Source organism: Cupriavidus sp. FW216-B1 (genome assembly GCF_058789195.1).
In genome coordinates this window covers 45,922-64,819 of sequence record NZ_JBYTEL010000002.1, presented here as the reverse complement: position 1 = coordinate 64,819, position 18,898 = coordinate 45,922, and the positions used below count along the sequence as shown (strand labels likewise).

15 protein-coding genes, 1 tRNA gene and 1 pseudogene are annotated in these 18,898 nt (G+C 67.4%); 7 read left to right on the top strand and 10 right to left on the bottom strand.

The features are described 5' to 3' along the window. Positions 1-47: 47 nt before the first annotated feature. The gene (locus AC3WXD_RS07170) at positions 48-1,412 is read left to right on the top strand and encodes an MFS transporter (RefSeq protein WP_492323395.1); all 1,365 of its coding nucleotides are present in this window, start codon (positions 48-50) and stop codon (positions 1,410-1,412) included. Here AC3WXD_RS07170 and mgtA read toward each other — a convergent pair. Then, positions 1,365-3,872: pseudogene (gene mgtA / locus AC3WXD_RS07165) on the bottom strand (magnesium-translocating P-type ATPase); the annotation flags it as partial. The gene AC3WXD_RS07170 and the pseudogene mgtA overlap by 48 nt on opposite strands. A gap of 834 nt (positions 3,873-4,706) precedes the next feature. Here mgtA and AC3WXD_RS07160 point away from each other — a divergent pair. From AC3WXD_RS07160 to AC3WXD_RS07150, 3 genes are all read left to right on the top strand, one after another. Next, on the top strand, positions 4,707-5,189 hold the full coding sequence (locus AC3WXD_RS07160; protein ID WP_492323394.1) for a DUF6680 family protein: 483 nt from the start codon (positions 4,707-4,709) through the stop codon (positions 5,187-5,189). Positions 5,190-5,216: 27 nt separating this feature from the next. Next, the gene (locus tag AC3WXD_RS07155; RefSeq protein ID WP_492323393.1) at positions 5,217-6,536 is read left to right on the top strand and encodes a hypothetical protein; all 1,320 of its coding nucleotides are present in this window, start codon (positions 5,217-5,219) and stop codon (positions 6,534-6,536) included. A 460-nt stretch (positions 6,537-6,996) separates the two neighbouring features. Next, entirely contained in the window at positions 6,997-7,293 is a 297-nt protein-coding gene (locus AC3WXD_RS07150; RefSeq protein ID WP_492323392.1) for a hypothetical protein, read from the top strand. Between the two features lie 103 nt (positions 7,294-7,396). Here the strand turns inward: AC3WXD_RS07150 and AC3WXD_RS07145 are convergent, their stop codons facing one another. From AC3WXD_RS07145 to AC3WXD_RS07125, 5 genes are all read right to left on the bottom strand, one after another. Further along, complete coding sequence (locus AC3WXD_RS07145) at positions 7,397-7,837, bottom strand: hypothetical protein (RefSeq protein WP_492323391.1); 441 nt, start codon at positions 7,835-7,837, stop codon at positions 7,397-7,399. 306 nt (positions 7,838-8,143) lie between these two features. After that, a tRNA-Lys gene (locus AC3WXD_RS07140) sits at positions 8,144-8,219 on the bottom strand. A gap of 71 nt (positions 8,220-8,290) precedes the next feature. Continuing rightward, the gene (locus AC3WXD_RS07135; protein ID WP_020205606.1) at positions 8,291-9,406 is read right to left on the bottom strand and encodes a YeeE/YedE family protein; all 1,116 of its coding nucleotides are present in this window, start codon (positions 9,404-9,406) and stop codon (positions 8,291-8,293) included. Positions 9,407-9,516: 110 nt separating this feature from the next. Then, entirely contained in the window at positions 9,517-10,200 is a 684-nt protein-coding gene (gene queC, locus AC3WXD_RS07130; RefSeq protein ID WP_020205607.1) for a 7-cyano-7-deazaguanine synthase QueC, read from the bottom strand. A gap of 108 nt (positions 10,201-10,308) precedes the next feature. Beyond that, entirely contained in the window at positions 10,309-11,187 is an 879-nt protein-coding gene (locus AC3WXD_RS07125) for a LysR family transcriptional regulator (protein ID WP_059411256.1), read from the bottom strand. A gap of 221 nt (positions 11,188-11,408) precedes the next feature. Here AC3WXD_RS07125 and leuC point away from each other — a divergent pair, with 221 nt between their 5' ends. The 3 genes from leuC to AC3WXD_RS07110 all read left to right on the top strand — a co-directional run bounded on the left by leuC (position 11,409) and on the right by AC3WXD_RS07110 (position 14,901). Beyond that, a complete protein-coding gene (gene leuC / locus AC3WXD_RS07120) occupies positions 11,409-12,821 on the top strand; it encodes a 3-isopropylmalate dehydratase large subunit (RefSeq protein ID WP_492323390.1) in 1,413 nt (470 codons plus the stop codon). A 13-nt stretch (positions 12,822-12,834) separates the two neighbouring features. Next, complete coding sequence (leuD, locus tag AC3WXD_RS07115) at positions 12,835-13,491, top strand: 3-isopropylmalate dehydratase small subunit (protein WP_492323389.1); 657 nt, start codon at positions 12,835-12,837, stop codon at positions 13,489-13,491. Positions 13,492-13,554: 63 nt separating this feature from the next. After that, on the top strand, positions 13,555-14,901 hold the full coding sequence (locus AC3WXD_RS07110) for an MFS transporter (protein WP_020205611.1): 1,347 nt from the start codon (positions 13,555-13,557) through the stop codon (positions 14,899-14,901). A gap of 91 nt (positions 14,902-14,992) precedes the next feature. On the opposite strand, the gene ybgF is transcribed toward AC3WXD_RS07110, so the two are convergent. The 4 genes from ybgF to tolA all read right to left on the bottom strand — a co-directional run bounded on the left by ybgF (position 14,993) and on the right by tolA (position 18,871). After that, on the bottom strand, positions 14,993-15,751 hold the full coding sequence (ybgF, locus tag AC3WXD_RS07105; protein ID WP_492323388.1) for a tol-pal system protein YbgF: 759 nt from the start codon (positions 15,749-15,751) through the stop codon (positions 14,993-14,995). An 18-nt stretch (positions 15,752-15,769) separates the two neighbouring features. Further along, positions 15,770-16,282, bottom strand: coding sequence for a peptidoglycan-associated lipoprotein Pal (gene pal, locus AC3WXD_RS07100; protein ID WP_029044163.1), 513 nt, complete (start codon positions 16,280-16,282; stop codon positions 15,770-15,772). Positions 16,283-16,298: 16 nt separating this feature from the next. Further along, positions 16,299-17,594, bottom strand: a complete 1,296-nt coding sequence (tolB, locus tag AC3WXD_RS07095) for a Tol-Pal system beta propeller repeat protein TolB (RefSeq protein WP_052166008.1) — start codon at positions 17,592-17,594, stop codon at positions 16,299-16,301. Between the two features lie 134 nt (positions 17,595-17,728). Continuing rightward, positions 17,729-18,871, bottom strand: a complete 1,143-nt coding sequence (tolA, locus tag AC3WXD_RS07090; RefSeq protein ID WP_020205615.1) for a cell envelope integrity protein TolA — start codon at positions 18,869-18,871, stop codon at positions 17,729-17,731. Positions 18,872-18,898 lie beyond the last annotated feature (27 nt).

Genomic DNA, 18,898 nt, shown 5'->3' with positions numbered 1-18,898 from the left:
CGGCGACACCGACAGCGGCGAAGTCGAATCATCATCCAAGGAACGGTATGGCCAGGGAGCCGGGTGGCGGCATGATCGCCAGGCTGGGAATTGCACAGACGCTGGCGTGGGGGTCGACGTACTATCTGCCGGCCATGCTCGCCACGCCGATGGCGCACGATCTCGGCGTGTCGACGCCGACGATCTTCGCCGCGTTCAGCGCGGCGCTCATTGTCTCGGCGCTGCTCGGGCCGTCCGCCGGCAGGATGATCGACCGCGCGGGCGGGCGGCCGGTGCTGGCGGCCACCAGCATCGTGTTCGCCATCGGGCTGGCCGGACTGGGCCTCACCCACGGGGCAACCGGGCTGTTCGCGGCGTGGCTGGTGCTCGGCATCGGCATGGGCGCCGGCCTGTACGAGGCGGCATTCGCCACGCTGGTCGCCGTCTACGGCAATCGCTCGCGCAATGCCATCACCGGCGTGACGCTGATCGCCGGGTTCGCCAGCACGGTCGGCTGGCCGCTGTCGACGTTCATGGAGTCGCACATCGGCTGGCGCGGCGCCTGCTTCGCCTGGGCGGCCCTTCACCTGACGCTGGGGCTGGCCCTGAACCTGAGCCTGCCGCGCGGCATGGCCGCCGGCGCCGCCGCGGCGCCGGGCAATGCCGGCGCCAGCGCGCCCCCGGCGCCCCGCGAGACGCCCGCGCAGCGGCTGGCCTCCATGTCGCTGGCCTTCGTGTTCGCCGCGACGTGGTTCACCAGCACGGCGATGGCGGCCCACCTGCCGCGCGTGCTGCAGACCGGCGGCGCGACGCTGGCCACCGCCGTCATGGTCGGCGCGCTGATCGGCCCGGCGCAGGTGGCGGCGCGGCTGCTGGAGTTCGGCCTGCTGCGCAAGGTCCATCCGCTGCTCTCCGCGCGCATCGCCGCCGCGCTCCACCCCGTCGGCGCGCTCGCGTTCGGCGTGATCGGCGCCCCGGCGGCGGCGCTGTTCGGCGTACTGCATGGCGCGGGCAACGGCATCCTGACGATCGCCAAGGGCACGCTGCCGCTGGTGATCTTCGGCCCCGGCGGGTATGGATACCGGCAAGGCGTCCTGATGGTGCCGGCCCGCGTCGCGCAGGCGCTCGCGCCGTGGCTGTTCGGCATGTGCCTGGATACGTTCGGCGTCAATGCGCTGTGGCTGACGTCGGGCCTCGGCGTCGCGGCGATCGCCATGCTGATGGCCATCCGGCAGGTCGAAGTGCCCGCCGCCGACGCGGTGCCGCTGTCGTCCGCGCACGCCCGCCGACATCGTCCAGGCCGGCCGGGATCAGTCGATGGAAAGCCGCTGGACCAGCCAGCCGCGCAGGGCATAGGTGAGGAAGCAATAGCCGCAGAGGATCGGCACCAGCAGCCCCCAGAACACGCCCGGCGGCGGCACCAGTCCCAGTGACGGCGCCAGCGGCGAATAGGGCAGCCAGACGCCGGCCACGCAGATGGCGAGCGTGGTGGCGATCAGCGCGGGGCTGCCCCGGCTTTGCAGGAAGGGAATCCGCCGCGTGCGGATGACGTGGACGATCAGGGTCTGGGACAGCAGCGACTCCAGGAACCAGCCGGTCTGGAACAGGTTCTGCTGCGCGGGCGTGCTGGCTCCCAGCACCCAGTAGAGCGCGGCGAAGGTGATGTAGTCGAACAGCGAGCTGATCGGGCCGATGCAGAGGATATAGCGGCCCAGCTTGCCGATCTCCCAGCGGCGCGGACGGCTGATGGCGGCCTCGTCGACGTTGTCGGTGGGCAGCGCGGTCTGCGAGAAGTCGTAGAGCAGGTTGTTGGTCAGGACCTGGATCGGCGCCATCGGCAGGAATGGCAGCCACGCGCTCGCGCCGAGCACGCTGAACATGTTGCCGAAGTTGGAGCTCGCGCCCATGCGCAGGTACTTGAGCAGGTTGACGAAGACCTTGCGGCCCTCGATGACGCCGTCGTGCAGCACCATCAGGCTCTTTTCCAGCAGGATGATGCTGGCCGACTCCTTGGCGATGTCCGCGCCGGTGTCCACCGAGATGCCGACGTCCGCGGCCTTCAGCGCCGGGGCGTCGTTGATGCCGTCGCCAAGCACGCCGACCACCCGGCCGCGCGCCCGCAGGGCCTTGACGACGGCCGCCTTGTGGGCCGGCGTCAGCTTGGCGAACAGCACCGTGCGCTCGGCCAGCTCGCCGAGCGCCTGCGGCGACATGCCGTCGAGTTCGGCGCCGAGCACCGGCCGCCCGACGTCGAGGCCCACCTCGCGGCAGATCTTGCACGCGATCACCGGACTGTCGCCGGTCAGGACCTTGACCTCGACGCCGCCACGGCGCAGCGCTTCCAGCGCGGGCGCCGCGCTTTCCTTCGGCGGATCGATGAACGCGATGTAGCCGAGCAGGATCAGCCCGGCTTCGTCCGCCACCGAGTACGGATGCGTGTCCGGCGCCGGCGGCAAGGCCTTGTAGGCGATCGCGATGACGCGGAAGCCGTCGGCATTGAGCGCGTTGCACACCGCCATCAGCGCGTGGCGGTGCGAGTCGTCCAGCGCCACCGCCTCGCCCGCGAGCTCGGCGCTGGCGCAGGCGGCGTAGACCTCCTCCACCGCGCCCTTGCACACCAGCAGCCTGCCCTGCGGCCCCTCCACCACGACCGACATGCGGCGCCGCTCGAAATCGAACGGCACCTCGTCGATCTTGCGGTACTCGCCGGCCTTGCGCAGCGCCTCCCCCACCTCCTCGTGGAGCAGGACCGCCTTGTCCAGCAGGTTGTGCAGGCCGGACTGGTGGAAGCTGTTCAGGTAGGCGAACTCGAGCACGCGCGCGGTTTCCTGGCCGGCCAGGTCCACGTGCTTCTTCAGGATGATGCGGTCCTGCGTCAAGGTGCCGGTCTTGTCGGTGCACAGCACGTCCATCGCGCCCAGGTTCTGGATCGCGCTCAAGTGTTTCACGATCACCTTGCGCCCGGACATGACCAGCGCGCCCTTGGCCAGGTTGACGGTCACCAGCATCGGCAGCATCTCCGGGGTCAGCCCCACGGCCACCGCCACCGCGAACAGCAGCGCCTCCAGCCAGTCGCCCTTGGTCAGCCCGTTGATCAGGAACACCAGCGGCGCCAGTATCGCGATGAGAACGATCATCATCCGCGCAAAGCGCTGCAGGCCCTGCTCGAACACCGTGGCCGGCGCCTCCTCGGCAAGCGAGCGGGCGATGCCGCCGAACATGGCACGCGGCCCCGTGCACACCACCACCACGCTCGCGCTGCCGCTGACCACCGCCGTGCCCATCAGCACGATGTTCTCCAGCGCGCACGGGTCGGTGCCGCTGGCGCCGTCGCGGGCGAATTTCTCCACCGGCAGCGACTCCCCGGTCAGGGGCGCCTGGTTGACGAAGAGGTCCTTCGACGCCAGCACCCTGGCATCCGCGGGCACGAGGTCGCCCGCGGCCAGGTGGACGATGTCGCCCGGCACCAGCTCGCCGATCGGCAATTCGCGCGTGGCGGGAGGATCGGCCGGGGTTGCCCGGCGCTGCGTCGCCGCGGTGGTATGCACCATCGCGCGCAGCGCCGCCGCGGCGCGCCCGGAACGGCGCTCCTGGACGGTGGCCAGGCCCACGCTCAGCAGCACCATCACGGCAATCACCGCCGAGGCGTCGTAGTTGCGGATGCTGGCCGATACCACCGCCAGCGTCAGCAGCAGCACGTTGAGCGGATTGAACAACTTGAGCAGAAGATCGACCGCCGCCGGGCGGGAGCGCTCGCGCTCGGCCTGGTTGGGGCCGCAGCGCTGCAGGCGCTGCGCGGCCTCGGCCTCGCTCAGCCCGTCCGGGCTGGCGGCCAGTTGCCGCAGCAGCTCGGCAAGCGGCGTGCGGGCCGCGCGCAGCAGCGCCTCGTGCATGCCGCCGGAGGTGGCCGCCCCCGGCGGGCCCGGCGGCCTCGCGCCGCGCGGCTCGTGCGCGCCCGGCTTGCGGGGCAGCAGGCGAAGCCGCCGGCCAAGACGTTCGATTGTCCGCGCCATCATGCTCATGACCCCTTTCACCGTTCCCGCTGCCGCTCACGCCTGAGCGCACAGGTATTGCCCGCGTGGCGCATCCGGCAAGCGCATTCCGGGCCGGCGCCTGCGATGCCTGGGCGCCACGCATGCCGGCGTCTCGCCAAGCGACGTGGCCATGCAAGAACCAGCCCGCAGTCCTTACCAGCCAATGGCCGTCTCGCCACTATGCACGGGCAACAAGATCATCCCATGACAACCTTGATGACGCCTGCACGAACCGCAGATAGCAAAAAGCCCACTCCGTGGAGTGGGCTACCCATGCTGGTATCTCATCCCTTGTGCCGGCACTTGCTACCGCGCTTCGGTGTCCATGGGGCGCGGTCTTTCTTATGGGCCTCTACGGACCAACTGAGGTCTACAACATTCCGCTCCGGCCTCATCAAGACGGGGGAACTAGTGCTGAAGATTCAGCCCTGAAACCCGCGCCACGCCTAGGGGGAGATTTCTTGCACCGGCGCAACCGTGGCGCCTGGAACACAGCCGATATGCATACTCCTTTGCTGACTCCTACAATTGCCTCCATCCTAACTGGCGACGGAGCAATGCAATGGGATGGTCGATCAAGTTTGCCGATATTGCAATCATCTTTGCGACTTTTGCTGGTCCTGTCTTTGCCGTTCAATTGCAGAAATGGATAGAGCGCCGAGGGGCCAAACGGGGTAAGCAAGAGCAGACCTCATGGCAACACGAGCCGTCCCCACCTCTCCGGGGCATGTGGAGGCTCTAAACGCTATCCCGATAGTCTTCTACGAACGCGGCGTCCGCAGGGAGTCCAGCGAGGGCCTCGCCTTGGAGACCATCAACGCGCATTGGCGACGGCTACTGCATCATTTCAACTCAGGGCAAAACGAACATACCGAGGAACAAGGCCGACAATGGGAGCGCGACCGCAGGGGATATGAGGTCGCCCTGTTAAAGGATATGGGAGACTACCTCGGGTATAGCTTCCAAGAACTGGACATTGAGCACCACCACTATTTCCCAGTGGACCAAGGGCTTCTGCTGGACGACCAACAGATTATTCGCCGTGGCATGGCAACCATCCTAAGTGGCAAGGCTGGATTCCCAATCTACGTTACGGGTGTCGCGCCGCTGCCCCAAGCAAACCAAGCCAACCCGGTTCCCACAGAAGTCGCATCACCACGCGATAACCTCGCCTGACCAAGACTGCGGAGGCATAGCGAGATCATGAAAGAGGCAACAGTCCACTCCCTAGTAATCGCCCGCACCTTACTCGAACAAGCCAATCCTCTATGTAGAGCAGAGGACCGGTACATCGCATCGGCGGGACTGGTGATTCTTCAGGATGCTCTAGAGGTCGTCCTCTACGCCTTACTACTGGAGCTTGGTGTGGACGAAAGGAAGAACCTGGAGTCAAAGCCCTTTGACGAATTGGTGGCTGAACTGAAAGCGGCGGGAGTGACTGTCCCCAAATCCGGTACGCTCAAAGCCCTGAATAAGCAACGCGTGCTGACCAAACACTACGCGCAGGTAGCCGAACCCGTTACCGTCCGCAACTACTACGACACAGCATCCGCCGCAATCGATGCGATGACAACAGCCGTGGTCGGCAAGAGTGTTCAACAACTTTTCATAGCCGATATTTTGGGGGACAGCGAAGCAAAGGAGTACCTCAAAGCCGCCGAAACGGCGCTTAATAGACGCCGCTATCTCGACGCCCTCTCCGAGATCAGGAAAGCCATCTACGTCGAGTTCGAAGAGTCGTACAACGTGTATGGTTGGCGCGAATATGACGGGACGTATCCGGTGAGCGCCCTCGCCAGTATGGGTAATGGCGGATGGAATGCACCCAGCTGGACGAAGAATAAGAAATGGATAGGCGAGAACGTAAAGTCGCCAACTGATTTCATTCAGGTTGACTATCAGCATCTCCGACTACAAGCGATGGAGTTGGGTATCCACACTGTGGAACTAGAGAACCTGCGTCGCATGACTCCGGAAGTCTTTCGAATCGACCGCAAGAGCAATTGGTCAATAAAGTATGCGGCCGAATTCGAGGCAAATAATGCGACAGAAGAGAACACCCGATACTGCCTCGACCGAGCAATTTCGATTCTGCTGAAAAAGCAGTTGCACAAGAGCGCTGCACGAAGGCCGCGAAACGAGGCGCCGTTCGAGCCACCAGACGTCTACGTAGGCAACAAGATTTTCAAGCACCCCAGCGAAACATCGGAGGTCGTACATGTCGTCGCAGAGGGGGACCTTTACACCATCAAGGCAGTTCTACACGACATACGTGGTCGGAATAGATTTTATGAGGTAGTCGCGGAATCGAAAAGCGATGATCCGAACACCAAGGGCACCAGTCTATTATCGATGGGTAAGAGTATTCATCACGGGTATTTGCTCAAGGTCCCCGAATTGCCTGAGTTACCCATGCCACAAGCGAACGAGGATAACTCGGCACCTTCAGAGGGCACTGGGCAAGACGATGCCCCTCCGGAAGATGCGGGGGCACGCACCGTTGGCAACCAACCTGCCGCCTGACAAGAACAACACGGGTCACTATGATTGAAGATTCCGAAGACAAGCTACGGCGCAATCTGGTCGTATTCACTGCCGCCATTCTCGGCATGGTTTTCTTGCAACCGAAGCTGACGCACAACGGCCAACTTCTAGGGTTCATTGGTGCTAAGGACGTGGACCCATTGCGCATGTGGGGAGTGATTACGGCAATTCTGCTGTACTTGGCGTACCGGTATTGGTGTTCCCGCGCACGTCAAACGGCTTGGAAGGAATGGCGCAGTGACGCATATGAACTGGCAGTAGGCGTCTTTTTGGGATGTCGATGGTCCGGGCACTGATTAGAACCGGCGCTGCGGCGGAACTGTGCTTACCTTTCGTGTTGGCGCTCGCTGCTGGTGGCGTCTGTGCCGTCGAACTGTGGCGCCGCTGGCCTTGAGATTCGTGCAACCCGTGCTTCCTACCTAAATCCTAACGACACATCATGACCACCAAGAGCCATTTGACGCCTACTGCCGCCCTTACCCAATTCCGGGCGCCAATCAACGCGGCATCCCTTCTGGCGCTCGCTGAGGTCGCCGGCTTGGTGACCGATGCCGAATACTTGTCCTCCAGTGGCTCAGGGGAAATCAAGACGTGCCGCAAGCTGACCGACGAGGGCCTACGGTACGGGATCAACCTGGAGGGCTTCCGGTCAGCAGCGACAGACATCCGCCTCTACCCTGAATCGTTCCGCGAGTTCTACGCCCGCTGCATAGCCGTCGCCGGCCTTCCGGAGTAAATCACCAGTTAGGTGATAAGGGATAGAGAGCGGTTCTTGCGCCGCTCGTCTTGAGTTTGCGAGTCTAAGCCCCGAACGTCGCCACGCGGGACACATGCGCTGGTCAAAGCTTCACGTCCCCTAGCCTAGCAACAAATGCGCTGTAGTCCAGCGCCAAGCATCGGCTCGGGTCTACGATCTGTGTGAAACGACTTCTACTGCGCTTATCCTCTGAGACGAACCAGTCCGCGTGCCAACTAGATGCATCAGCAACAAATGCGTCGCCCATCTTGTTGGATTCTCCCTTGTGCAGATAGAAGACATCGCCTCTCCCAAGGCTGTCTCCCGCACGCATTAGCCCTACGCGACCGACCGTGTTTCCAACGTGCCGAACGGGAAGAATTGTCGGCAAACCGGCTGGCCGCTTATGAAGTTCCTGTGCCACCTCACGCGGCATGATGACCTCGACGTACCCCTCTTTGATTGCGTGCCGCAGGCGGTCAGCGGTCTCCGCATCCTGCTCCAGCTTGTCGTAGATATTCGAATCCAGAACGACTGCGATCATGGGTGCACGCAACCTGTTGTCAGCACGCGTGCATTCTATCCCTGTCGCCTGAGTAGGTGCCCACAAGGGAGTCCCCGTCGACTTACCGATTGACTACGTACAAGGTAGGCGACCCTATGTGTCACGCATTCGGATAAAAGGCCGCTGGATGATGGGTCCCTATGTCCCGACGAGTAAAAGGCTGCTGGATGAAGGGCTGGACGGGATTCACGGAGCCCCCACAGCGGGGGTCCCCACAGTGCTCCAAGCCGTCATGCGCTACAAAGAGAAAAGCCCCGGAACCCTTATGGCGCCGAGGCTTGAAGCTGGTGGGTCGTGCGTGACTCGAACACGCGACCAACGGATTAAAAGTCCGCTGCTCTACCGACTGAGCTAACGACCCGGAAAAACAGAAGCCGCGATTATAGGGAGATCATGGCTTCAATGTCAACCTTCGGGCGCCCGGCGGCTGTGCTAGGCCATGCGCTCAAGGCGCCATATCTGGTAGCGGAAACCCAGCACGGCGCCGGCCAGGATGCCGGCCAGCGCGATGAACGAGCCGATCGCCAGCGTCGACACGCCCGACAGACCCTGCCCGATGGTGCAGCCCAGCGCGGTCACGCCGCCGGCGCCCATCAGGATGCCGCCCACCATGTGGTTGCCGACGTCCTCGGCATTGCCGAAGCCTTCCCAGCGGAACGTGCGCGTGGCCAGCGCGCAGGCGGCGGCCCCGGCCACCACGCCGAACACGCTGACGATGCCGATGGTCAGCACCTTGCTCTTGTCGCTGAACATCATCAGCCAGTCGAGCGTGTAGGCGTATGGCGCGACGAAGCTCAGGCTTTCCATGCGGCCGCTGTTGGTGCCGACGAACAGTTCTTCGAGCGTGTTGGGGTCTTCGGCGACGTAGCCGAGGTGGCCCGACACGTACCACATCGCCACGATGACGAGGCCCACGGCGAAGCCGCCGAGCAGGTTGTCGAAGGTGCGAAAGCCGCGCCCGGCCAGCGCCCAGGCCACCAGCGCGCCGCCCAGCACCAGCGCCAGGCCGAGCTGCAGCGCGGGCCGCGCGATGCCGCTGGCATGCGCGAGCACGGACGGCAGGTCCTGCGTGGTGGGCAGCGTGAGCGCTACCGTGTCGACGGTGTTGACGCGGATCACGCCGAACAGGCCGCGCAGCGTCATGTAGGCCGACAGGCCGAGGAACACGAACACCACCAGCGATTTCAGGTTGCCCGCGCCGATGCGCACCAGCGTCTTGCTGCCGCAGCCCGAGGCCAGCACCATGCCGAAGCCGAACATCAGCCCGCCGACCAGCGCGGAGAGCCAGCCCAGCTTGCTGGCGGCGTAGATGGTCTTGGTGGGATCGATGAGGCCGGCGGCGGCCAGCGCGGCGGTGCCGATCATGGCCACGCCGATGGCCAGCCCCCACATGCGCATGCGGTTCCAGTCGCCCATGTTGACGACGTCGGACACCGCGCCCATCGTGCAGAAGTGCGTGCGCTGCAGTACCGCGCCGAACAGGAAGGTCAGGAGGAAGGTGCTGGCCAGCACGATGCGGCTGAGCGCGGCGAGGTCGATTTCGGGCATGGATGTCCGGCGGGGGGAAGCGGAACGGTGGAAACGGGTCGGAACGGGTAAGGAAAACAGAGCGGTGCCGGCGGGCGCCGCGCGCGACGGCGCGGCCCTGCCGGCCGCCTTCAGGCCGCGCCCTGGTAGCGGGTCGGATCGGGCACGCCGGCGGCCTCGAAGCCGGCGCGGCGGATGCGGCAGGAATCGCACACGCCGCAGGCGCGGCCGTCGTCGTCGGCCTGGTAGCACGACACGGTCATGCCGTAGTCCACGCCGAGCCGGACGCCGGCGCGGATGATCTCGCCCTTGGTCATGTCGATGATGGGCGCGTGCACGCGGATGCGCTCGCCTTCCACGCCGGCCTTGGTGGCGAGGTTGGCCAGCGTCTCGTAGGCCGAGACGTACTCGGGGCGGCAGTCCGGGTAGCCGGAGTAGTCGACCGCGTTGGCGCCGAAGAACAGGTCGCGCCCGCCCACGGCCTCGGCCCAGCCCAGCGCGAGCGACAGCATGATGGTGTTGCGCGCCGGCACGTAGGTGACAGGGATGCCGCCCACGGCGCCGTCGGTGGGCACGTCGAGGCTGTCGTCGGTCAGTGCCGAGCCGCCGAAGCGGCGCAGGTCCAGGTCGATGATCTCGTGGCGCGCGGCGCCGAGCGCGGCGGCCACGCGCCTGGCCGCGTCCAGCTCGGAGGAGTGGCGCTGGCCGTAGCGCATCGACAGGGCATAGGTCTCGAAGCCCTGTGCGTTGGCCATGGCCAGGACGGTGGCGGAGTCCAGGCCGCCGGAGAGCAGGACGATAGCGCGTTTTTTCATGATGGCGGGGGGCGCGGCGCCTGGCGGCGGCGCGCGGAAAATCGGGGCGAATCCCGCATTTTAGCGCGAGCATGGCGGAAGACCGCCGATGCGGACAGGCGGCGCGCGTCAGGGCGAGGCCAGCTGCCCGATCAGCAGCCTGGCCGCCGCCGGCAGCTCGTCGAAGTCGCGGAACACGATCTTCAGCTCGCGCTCGGCCCAGGGCTCGTCCAGCGCGACCTTCACCAGCCCCGGCATGCGCTCCGGGATGCCGACCTCGGGCAGCAGCCCGATGCCCAGGCCGACCGCCACCATGTTGCGCACCGCCTCGAAATTGGTCACCTGGATGCGCAGCTTCAGGCGCCGGCCGCAGGCGGAGGCGGCGCGCTGGCACAGCGTGTGGATCGACGCGCCGTCCTGCATGCCGACGAAGTCCTCGTCCAGCACTTCCTCGAAGCGCAGGCTCGCGCGGCCGGCGTAGCGGTGGTGCTCGGGCACGATGAAGAACAGCCGGTCGACGCGGTACGGCAGCGTCGACAGGCGCTCCGGCGGCGTGGTCAGCGCGCAGATGCCGAAGTCCACCGTGCCGCTTTCCACCATGCGCACGATCACGTCGCTGGTCTTCTCGATCAGGTCGATCTTGATGGCGCTGTTGGCCGACAGGAAGCGGTGCAGCGCCTGCGGCAGGTGGTGCACCATCGCCGTGAAATTGACCGACATGCGCACGTGGCCGCGCACGCCCTTGGTGTATTCGTCGAGCTCGCCCTCGGCCTGCTGGAACTGCTCGAAGATGCGCCGCGCGTGGCGGTACAGCGTCTGGCCGGCCGGCGTGGGCCGCACGCCGCGGCTGTGGCGCTCGAACAGCGGCGTGCCGGCGTCGCTTTCCAGGTCGGAGATGCGGCGGCTGACCGCCGAGGCGACGATGTGGGTGGCCTGGGCCGCGGCCGCGATACTGCCCTGCTCCACCACCGCGGCGAAGACCCGCAGGGATTCGACGTCGAAGCGCATGGGATCCTCCGTGGCGGATGCGGGCCAGCCATCTCATGCCGCGATGGCTGAATTGTCGAAAAAGAAATAGCGGCGCGCCGGCGCGGACGCTAGCATGCCCTCCTCGACCGCCGCACGAAGCCTGCCTGCTCTGGGCCCGTGCCATGTCGGGCGACCTGGCCGCAGATCCTAGCACAGGCCTGCGGGGCTGCGTCCGCCCAATGCTCACTTGCCGATCCGCGATGCCTCAGACCTTGTTCGAAAAACTCTGGCGCCGCCATGCCGTCCGCGAAAACGACGACGGCACCACGCTGCTCTACATCGACCGCCATCTCGTCAACGAAGTCACCAGCCCGCAGGCCTTCGACGGGCTGCGCCTGGCCGGGCGCGCGCCACACCGCCCCGCCTCGGTGCTGGCCATGTCGGACCACAACGTGCCGACCACGGACCGCAGCCAGGGCATCGCCGCCATCGCCGACCCCGTGGCGCGCGCGCAGGTGCAGGCGCTGCAGGCCAATTGCCGCGCGTTCGGCCTGACCGAATACCCGCTCAACGACGCCCGCCAGGGCATCCTGCACGTGGTCGCGCCCGAGCAGGGCATGACGCTGCCCGGCACCACGCTGATCTGCGGCGATTCGCACACCAGCACGCACGGCGCCTTCGCGGTGCTGGCCTTCGGCGTCGGCACCTCCGACATCGAGCACGTGCTGGCCACGCAGTGCCTGCGCCTGCCGCGCATGAAGACCATGCGCGTGGCGATCGAGGGCGAGCTCGGCGCCGGCGTCACCGCCAAGGATGCCGCGCTGGCCTTCATCGGCCGCTTCGGCACCGACTTCGGCACCGGCTACGCGCTGGAATTCTGCGGCAGCGCGGTGCGGGCGATGAGCATGGAAGCCCGCATGACGCTGTGCAACCTGACCATCGAGGCCGGCGCGCGCTGCGGCATGGTGGCCGTCGACGACACCACGCTGCAATACCTGCGCGGGCGCCCGCACGCGCCCAGGGGCGCGCAGTGGGACGCGGCCGAGGCCTACTGGCGCACGCTCGCCAGCGACTCCGGCGCGGCCTTCGACCGCGAGGTGGCGCTCGACGCGGCCGGGATCCGGCCCCAGGTCACGTGGGGCACCACGCCCGGCATGACCTGCGCGGTCGACGGCGCGGTGCCCGACCCCGAGCGCGAGGCCGATCCGGTGCGGCGCGCCGGCCTGCGCAACGCGCTGGCCTACATGGACCTGGCGCCCGGCACGGCGATCCGCGACATCGCGCTGGACAAGGTGTTCATCGGCTCGTGCACCAACGCGCGCATCGAGGACCTGCGCGCCGCGGCCCAGGTGGTGCGCGGCCGCAAGGTGGCCGGGCGCATCGTGCAGGCGCTGGTGGTGCCGGGCTCGGGGCTGGTCAAGCGCCAGGCCGAGCAGGAGGGGCTCGACGCGGTGTTCCGCGCCGCCGGCTTCGAGTGGCGCGAGCCGGGCTGCTCGATGTGCCTGGGCATGAACGCAGACCGCCTCAGCCCCGGCGAGCGCTGCGCCTCGACCTCGAACCGCAATTTCGAAGGCCGCCAGGGACGCGGCGGCCGCACCCACCTGGTCAGCCCGGCGATGGCCGCGGCCGCCGCCATCGCCGGCCATTTCGTCGACGTTTCCACTTTCCGCTAGGCCCGCCGCACCCATGCAGCCCTTCACCTTCCTCGACGCGCTCGTCGTCCCCGTGGACCGCCCCAGCGTCGACACCGACGCGATCCTGCCCAAGCAATACATGAAAATGATCGGGCGCACCGGCTTCGGGCCGTACCTGTTCGACGAATGGCGCTACCTCGACGCGGCCGAGCCCGGCGACGACTGCGCGCGGCGCCGCCCGGTGCCCGGCTTCGCGCTGAACCAGCCGCGCTACCAGGGCGCCGGCATCCTGCTGGGGCGCGCCAACTTCGGCTGCGGGTCCAGCCGCGAGCACGCGGTGTGGGCGCTGGCCGAATGGGGCATCCGCGCGCTGGTGGCGCCGAGCTTCGCCGAGATCTTCCGCGGCAACTGCCTCAAGAACGGGCTGCTGCCGATCGTGCTGCCCGAGGCGGCGGTGGACGCGCTGTTCGCCGCCGTGCAGGCGCGCCCCGGCTACCGCCTCGCCATCGACCTGCCGTCGCAGGCCGTGCGCGAGCCGGACGGCACCGCCCATGCGTTCGACATCAACCCGTTCAACAAGGCCATGCTGCTCGACGGCCTGGACGAGATCGGCGACACCCTGCGCCACGCCGCCGCGATCGAGACCTTCGAGCGCGAGCGGCTGGCGCTGGAGCCGTGGCTCGCGGGCGGCGCCGGCGCGCCGCCCTGAAGCATCCCGTCCCCGAGACATCCCACTTCGACATCCAAACTACAACGATTGCAGGAGATCCCCATGCAGACCGACACCACCCTCACCGCGCCGCGCGTCTCGTGGCGCGCCAACCTCACGGCCAAGCACTGGCGCACGCTCAACGGCGCCTTCATGGGCTGGATCTTCGACGGCTACGAGGCGCTGGCGCTGATCGTGATCCTGCCCTCGCTGATGCAGTCGGTGCTCACGCCCGAGCAACTGGGCTCGCGCTCCATCTACAGCGGCGTGGTCATCGGCATCACGCTGCTGGGCTGGGGCATCGGCGGGCTGATCGGCGGCACCATGGCGGACTACGTCGGCCGCAAGCGCATGATGATGTGGTCGGTCTTCCTGTACGCGGTGCTGACCGGCTTCACCGCGCTGGTCCAGGACGTCTGGCAGTTGAGCGCGCTGCGCTTCGTGACGGGCCTGGCGATGGGCAGCGAATGGAGCACCGGCATCGCGCTGGTGGCCGAGACCTGGCCGCGCGAGGCGCGCTCCAAGGGCGCGGGCTTCCTGCAGTCGGGCTTCGGCTGGGGCACGCTGATCGCCGCGGTGATCTGGTACTTCCTGGGCGAGTTCAACCCGTTCGGCGCCGACAACTGGCGCGTGATGTTCGTGGTCGGCGCGCTGCCGGCGTTCTTCGTGCTCTACATGCGCCGCGGCGTGGACGAGTCGGAGAAGTGGATCGAGGCCGTGCGCAACAAGCGCTGGGGCGCCACCGAGGGCAGCGCCGCGCAGGCCGGCGACGCGGGCAAGCGCCCCTTCACGCTGACCCAGATCTTCCGCGAGCCCGAAGCCGCGCGCCGCATCGCGCTGACCACGGCGCTGTCGATCGTCACCATCGTCGGCTGGTGGGCCGTCTCGAGCTGGCTGCCGGTCTACACCGGGGCGCTGGCCGCCGCCGCCCACGTCGAGAACCCGCAGCGCTGGATCTCCTCGGTCAACATCACCTACACCATCGGCGCGATCGTGGCCTACGTGGCCTCGGGCTTCCTCATCGACGCGATGGGCCGGCGCTGGTTCCTGTTCCTCACGTTCGCCGGCTCGCTGCTGACCACGGTCATGGCCTACGCCTGGGTCGGCACCGTGCAGCAGATGCAGATCGTCGCGCCCATCAACGGCTTCTTCACGCTGGGCTGCGCGTTCGCCTGGCTGGCGATCTACCCGGCCGAGCTGTTCACCGCCTCGGTGCGCTCCACCTCGGTCAGCTTCGTGTTCAACTCGGCGCGCCTGATCGCGTGGTTCTTCCCGATCCTGTCGGGCACGCTGATCAAGTCGTTCGGCGGCGTGGCGCAGGCCGCGCTGATCTTCGGCTCGGTCTACGTGCTGGGCATGGTGCTGCCCTGGTTCCTGCCGGAAACCAAGGGCCAGGACCTGCCGGAATAAGCGCGGTGCCCGCGCGCGCAAGGCGTGCCGCGGGCAAAAGAAAAAGGCCGCCAGTGTCGCCACTGGCGGCCTTTCGTCGTTCCGCGCCCGCTTACTTCAGCGTCTTGAGCCGGTTGCTGGCCGCCTGCGCGCCCTCGGTGCCGGGGTATTTCGACACCACCTGCTCCAGGGTCTTGCGGGCCGCGGCCTTCTGGCCGGACTCGAGCTGGTTGTTGGCGATGGCGATCAGCGCATCGGGCACCTTGGGGTGGTCCGGGTACGCCTGCACCATGTTCTGCAGCACCGTGGTGGAGCCACGGTAGTCGCGCTGCGCGTACAGCGAGTTGCCGAGCCAGAACTGCGCCAGCGGCACGTACGGGCTCTGCGGGTACTTCTTGATGAAGCCCGAGAAGACGCCGCCGGCGCCCTTGAAGTCGCCGGTCTGGAACTGCTTGAGCGCGGCGTCGTACTCGGTCTTCTCGCCAGGCTGCGACAAGCCCTCGCGGCCGTCCACGGTGACCTGCTGCGGCTCGAATTTCTTCAGGCGCGTATCGAGGTCGGCGTAGTAGTCCTTCTGCTGCTTCTGCAGCGTGGCCACCTCGTTCTGCAGCATCTCGTTCTGGCCGCGCAGCCGCGCCACTTCCTGGCGCAGGCCTTCGAGCTGGTTCTGCATGTCCAGCTGGGCGCGGCTGTTCTGGTCGATGCGCTGCGATGCGGTTGCCTGGAAGCCGTTGAACTGATCGCGCATGGTGACGATGGCGCGGCGCGCCTCGTCATCGTCGAATACGCCGGCCCGTGCCTGCGCGACCGGCAGCAGGCCGGCGCAGGACATCGCAGTGAGCAATACCAGTTTGGAGACGCGTGCGTTCATGAGGTGCCTGTGCGCAGATTAGTACGTGATGTCCGCGCGGCGGTTCTCCGCCCAGGCGGCTTCGTCATGGCCGGTGGCCTTGGGCTTTTCCTTGCCCAGGCTGACGGCTTCCATCTGGGTGTCGGGCACGCCCAGCGAGGACAGCGAGCGGCGCACGGCCTCGGCGCGCTTCTGGCCCAGCGCCAGGTTGTACTCGCTGGTGCCGCGTTCGTCGGTGTTGCCCTGGATCAGGATGCGGCGGCCCTTGTTGCTGGCCAGGTACTTGGCGTGCTCCGACAGCAGGCCCTGGTAGTCCGACTTGACGCTGTAGCTGTCGAAGTCGAAGTACACGCTGCGCTTGGCCAGCGGGCTGTTCGGGTCGTTGAGCGGATCGCGCGAGACGTCCACCGGCGCCACGGCGCGGGCGTCCGTCGCCGTGCCGCCCTTGCCGGCGCCGGCGTTGGCGGTGTCGTCCAGCTTGACGCCGGAGCTGCAGGCGCCGAGCGCCAGCAGGGCGGCGACGGCAAGGGTCTTGGTCATCATTTGGGTCATGGCTTGATACTCCTCGTTATTGCATGAATGGACCCCAGGACGGCTCGCGAACCTCGCCGGACTGGAGGGACAGAACCTGCCGGGTGCGCCCGTCAGTGGATACCGCCGCCAGCACCGAGCGACCTCCCACCCGGGTGGCGTAAAGAATGTACTTGCCGTTGGCGGCGAAGCTGGGGGCCTCGTCGTTGGCGGTGTCGGTCAGCGCGGTGACATCGCCGCTGCCCAGATCCATCAGTTGCAGCTTGAAGCCGCCGCTGCGGGTGATGTAGGCCAGCTGCTTGCCGTCCGGCGAGATGCGCGGGCTGACGTTGTAGCTGCCCTTGAAGGTCACGCGCTGGGCCGCGCCGGCGTCCTCGCCGCCCGCGGGCATGCGGTAGATCTGCGGCGCGCCGCCGCGGTCGCTGGTGAAATAGATGCCGCGGCCGTCCGGCGCGTACTGCGGCTCGGTGTCGATGGCGCTGCTGCGGGTCAGGCGCTTGAGGCCGGAGCCGTCGGCGTTGACCTGGTAGATCTGGGTATTGCCGTCGCGCGACAGCGCCACCGCCAGACGCTGGCCGTCGGGCGACCACGACGGCGCGCTGTTGTTGCCCTTCTGGTTGGACACCAGCGTGCGGCGCCCGGAGGCCAGGTCATGCACGTAGACCACCGGCTTCCTGGCCTCGAACGAGACGTAGGCGACCTTGGTGCCGTCCGGCGACCACGACGGCGAGATGATCGGCTCGTTGCTGGTCAGCGCGACCTGCGAGTTCTGGCCGTCCGAATCCGAGATCAGCAGCTGGTAGCGTCCGCCGACGCGCGCCACGTAGGACAGGCGCGTGGCGAACACGCCGCGCTCGCCGAGCAGCTTCTCGTAGATGTAGTCGGCGATCTTGTGGGCGGTGACGCGCAGCTGGCCGGCGCTGACCGTAAAGGCCAGGCCGCCGAGGCTCTGCCCCTTCTGCGTGTCGTAGAGGCGGAAGCGCACGTCGTACTGGCCGTTGCCGGCCGGGGTCACGCTGCCGGCCACGAAGGCGTCGGCGCCGCGCGACTTCCAGCTGCCCAGGTCGACGCTGGCCGATTCGGCCACGGTGGCGCCGGCCACGTCGACGTTGCGGAAACGGCCGCTGCGCTGCAGGTCGCTGCGGATGATCGCGGTCAGGTTCTGCGGGGCCTGCGCCTCGCCCTGGAAATTGGCGGTGGCAATCGGGAACTGGGTAGGGCCCACGCCGGTGACTTCGACCGTGAATTGCGCCTGCGCGCCGGTTGCCAGCAGCAACAGGCCGCCAAGGAGGAATCCCTTGATCCAGGCTATGTTCCGTTTGCAGAATCGCATGTGGTTTCCTAACGGTTTCCTAACAGATGGGTTGACTCGCCGTCCTTGCCGGACATGAGCGGCAAGGACGGCTAGATAGTAGCTGCATCGTCGCCGGGCTTCCGCTCACTATGCATATTGTTACGTTCGCGCCGTCAGTTGGCATGCGGGCGCAGCCGGATGTCGAAACTCGGGGGTGCCTTGCCATTCTCATCCTTGGGCAGCGGGTCCGAATTCTGCACCGCCCGCAGCGCCGCCTCGTCCCACGCCGCGTTGCCGCTCGAGGTCTTGACCCGGGCGGAAAGCAGCGCGCCGTCCGGCGCCAGCCTGACCGCGATCACGGCCGCCAGGCTGGCCGGGAAGTCCTCCGAATACTTGACGTTGGGCTGCACGCGGCGCTGCACGCGGTCCGAATAGCCCGGCGAAGCCTTGCCGCCGCTGCCGGCGCCGCTGCCCGCGCTGCTGCCGACACCGCCGGCCCCGCCCGGCGCCGCCGCACCGCCGGCCAGCGCCTGCAGGCGCGCCAGTTCGGCGTGGCGCTGGGCGCCGGCCGCGGCATTCGCGCGGGCCTTGGCATCGGCGTCCGCCTTGGCCTTCGCGGAAGCGGCGGCCTTGGCGTCCGCGCTGGCCTTGGCCTTGGCGTCGGCCTCAGCGCGCGCCTTGGCGTCGGCGGCGTCGGCGCGGGCCTTCGCATCGGCACGGGCCTTGGCGTCGGCGCGCGCCTTGGCATCGGCTTCCTTGCGGTCGCGCTCGGCCTGCTCCTTGCGCTGCTGTTCCTGCTGGGCGGCGAGCTTGCGCGCGTCTTCCTTGCGCTGGGCTTCCTTGCGCAAGTCCTCCTTGCGCTGGTCCTCGCGGCGTTGATCTTCGCGGCGCTGGTCTTCCTTGCGCTGCGCTTCCTTGCGGGCTTCTTCCTGGCGCTCGGCTTCCTGGCGCGCGCGCAGGTCGGCCTGCCGGCGCGCTTCCTCGCGGGCGGCGGCCTCGGCCTGGCGGCGTTTCTGCTGCTCGAGCGCGATGTCGGCCTCTTCCTCGGCGCGCGACCGGACCGCGGGCGCCGGCGGCACCGGGCGCGGCTGCGCGACCGGCTCGGGCGGCGGCGCGGGCCGTGGCGGCGGCGCCACGGCGGTATCGGGGATCTCGTCCCAGAGCTCGGCCTCGGCGCCGACCGGCGTGCTGCTCTGCCAGTGCACGCCGTAGTACAGCACGATGCCCAGCAGCACATGCATGAAGAGCGCGAGCAGGAAGGAACGCAGGGTTCCCCGCTCCTTGACCGGCTGATAAGGATAGGCGGCGGTCTTCATCTCGCGCGGCGATGCCTGTTGAATGTC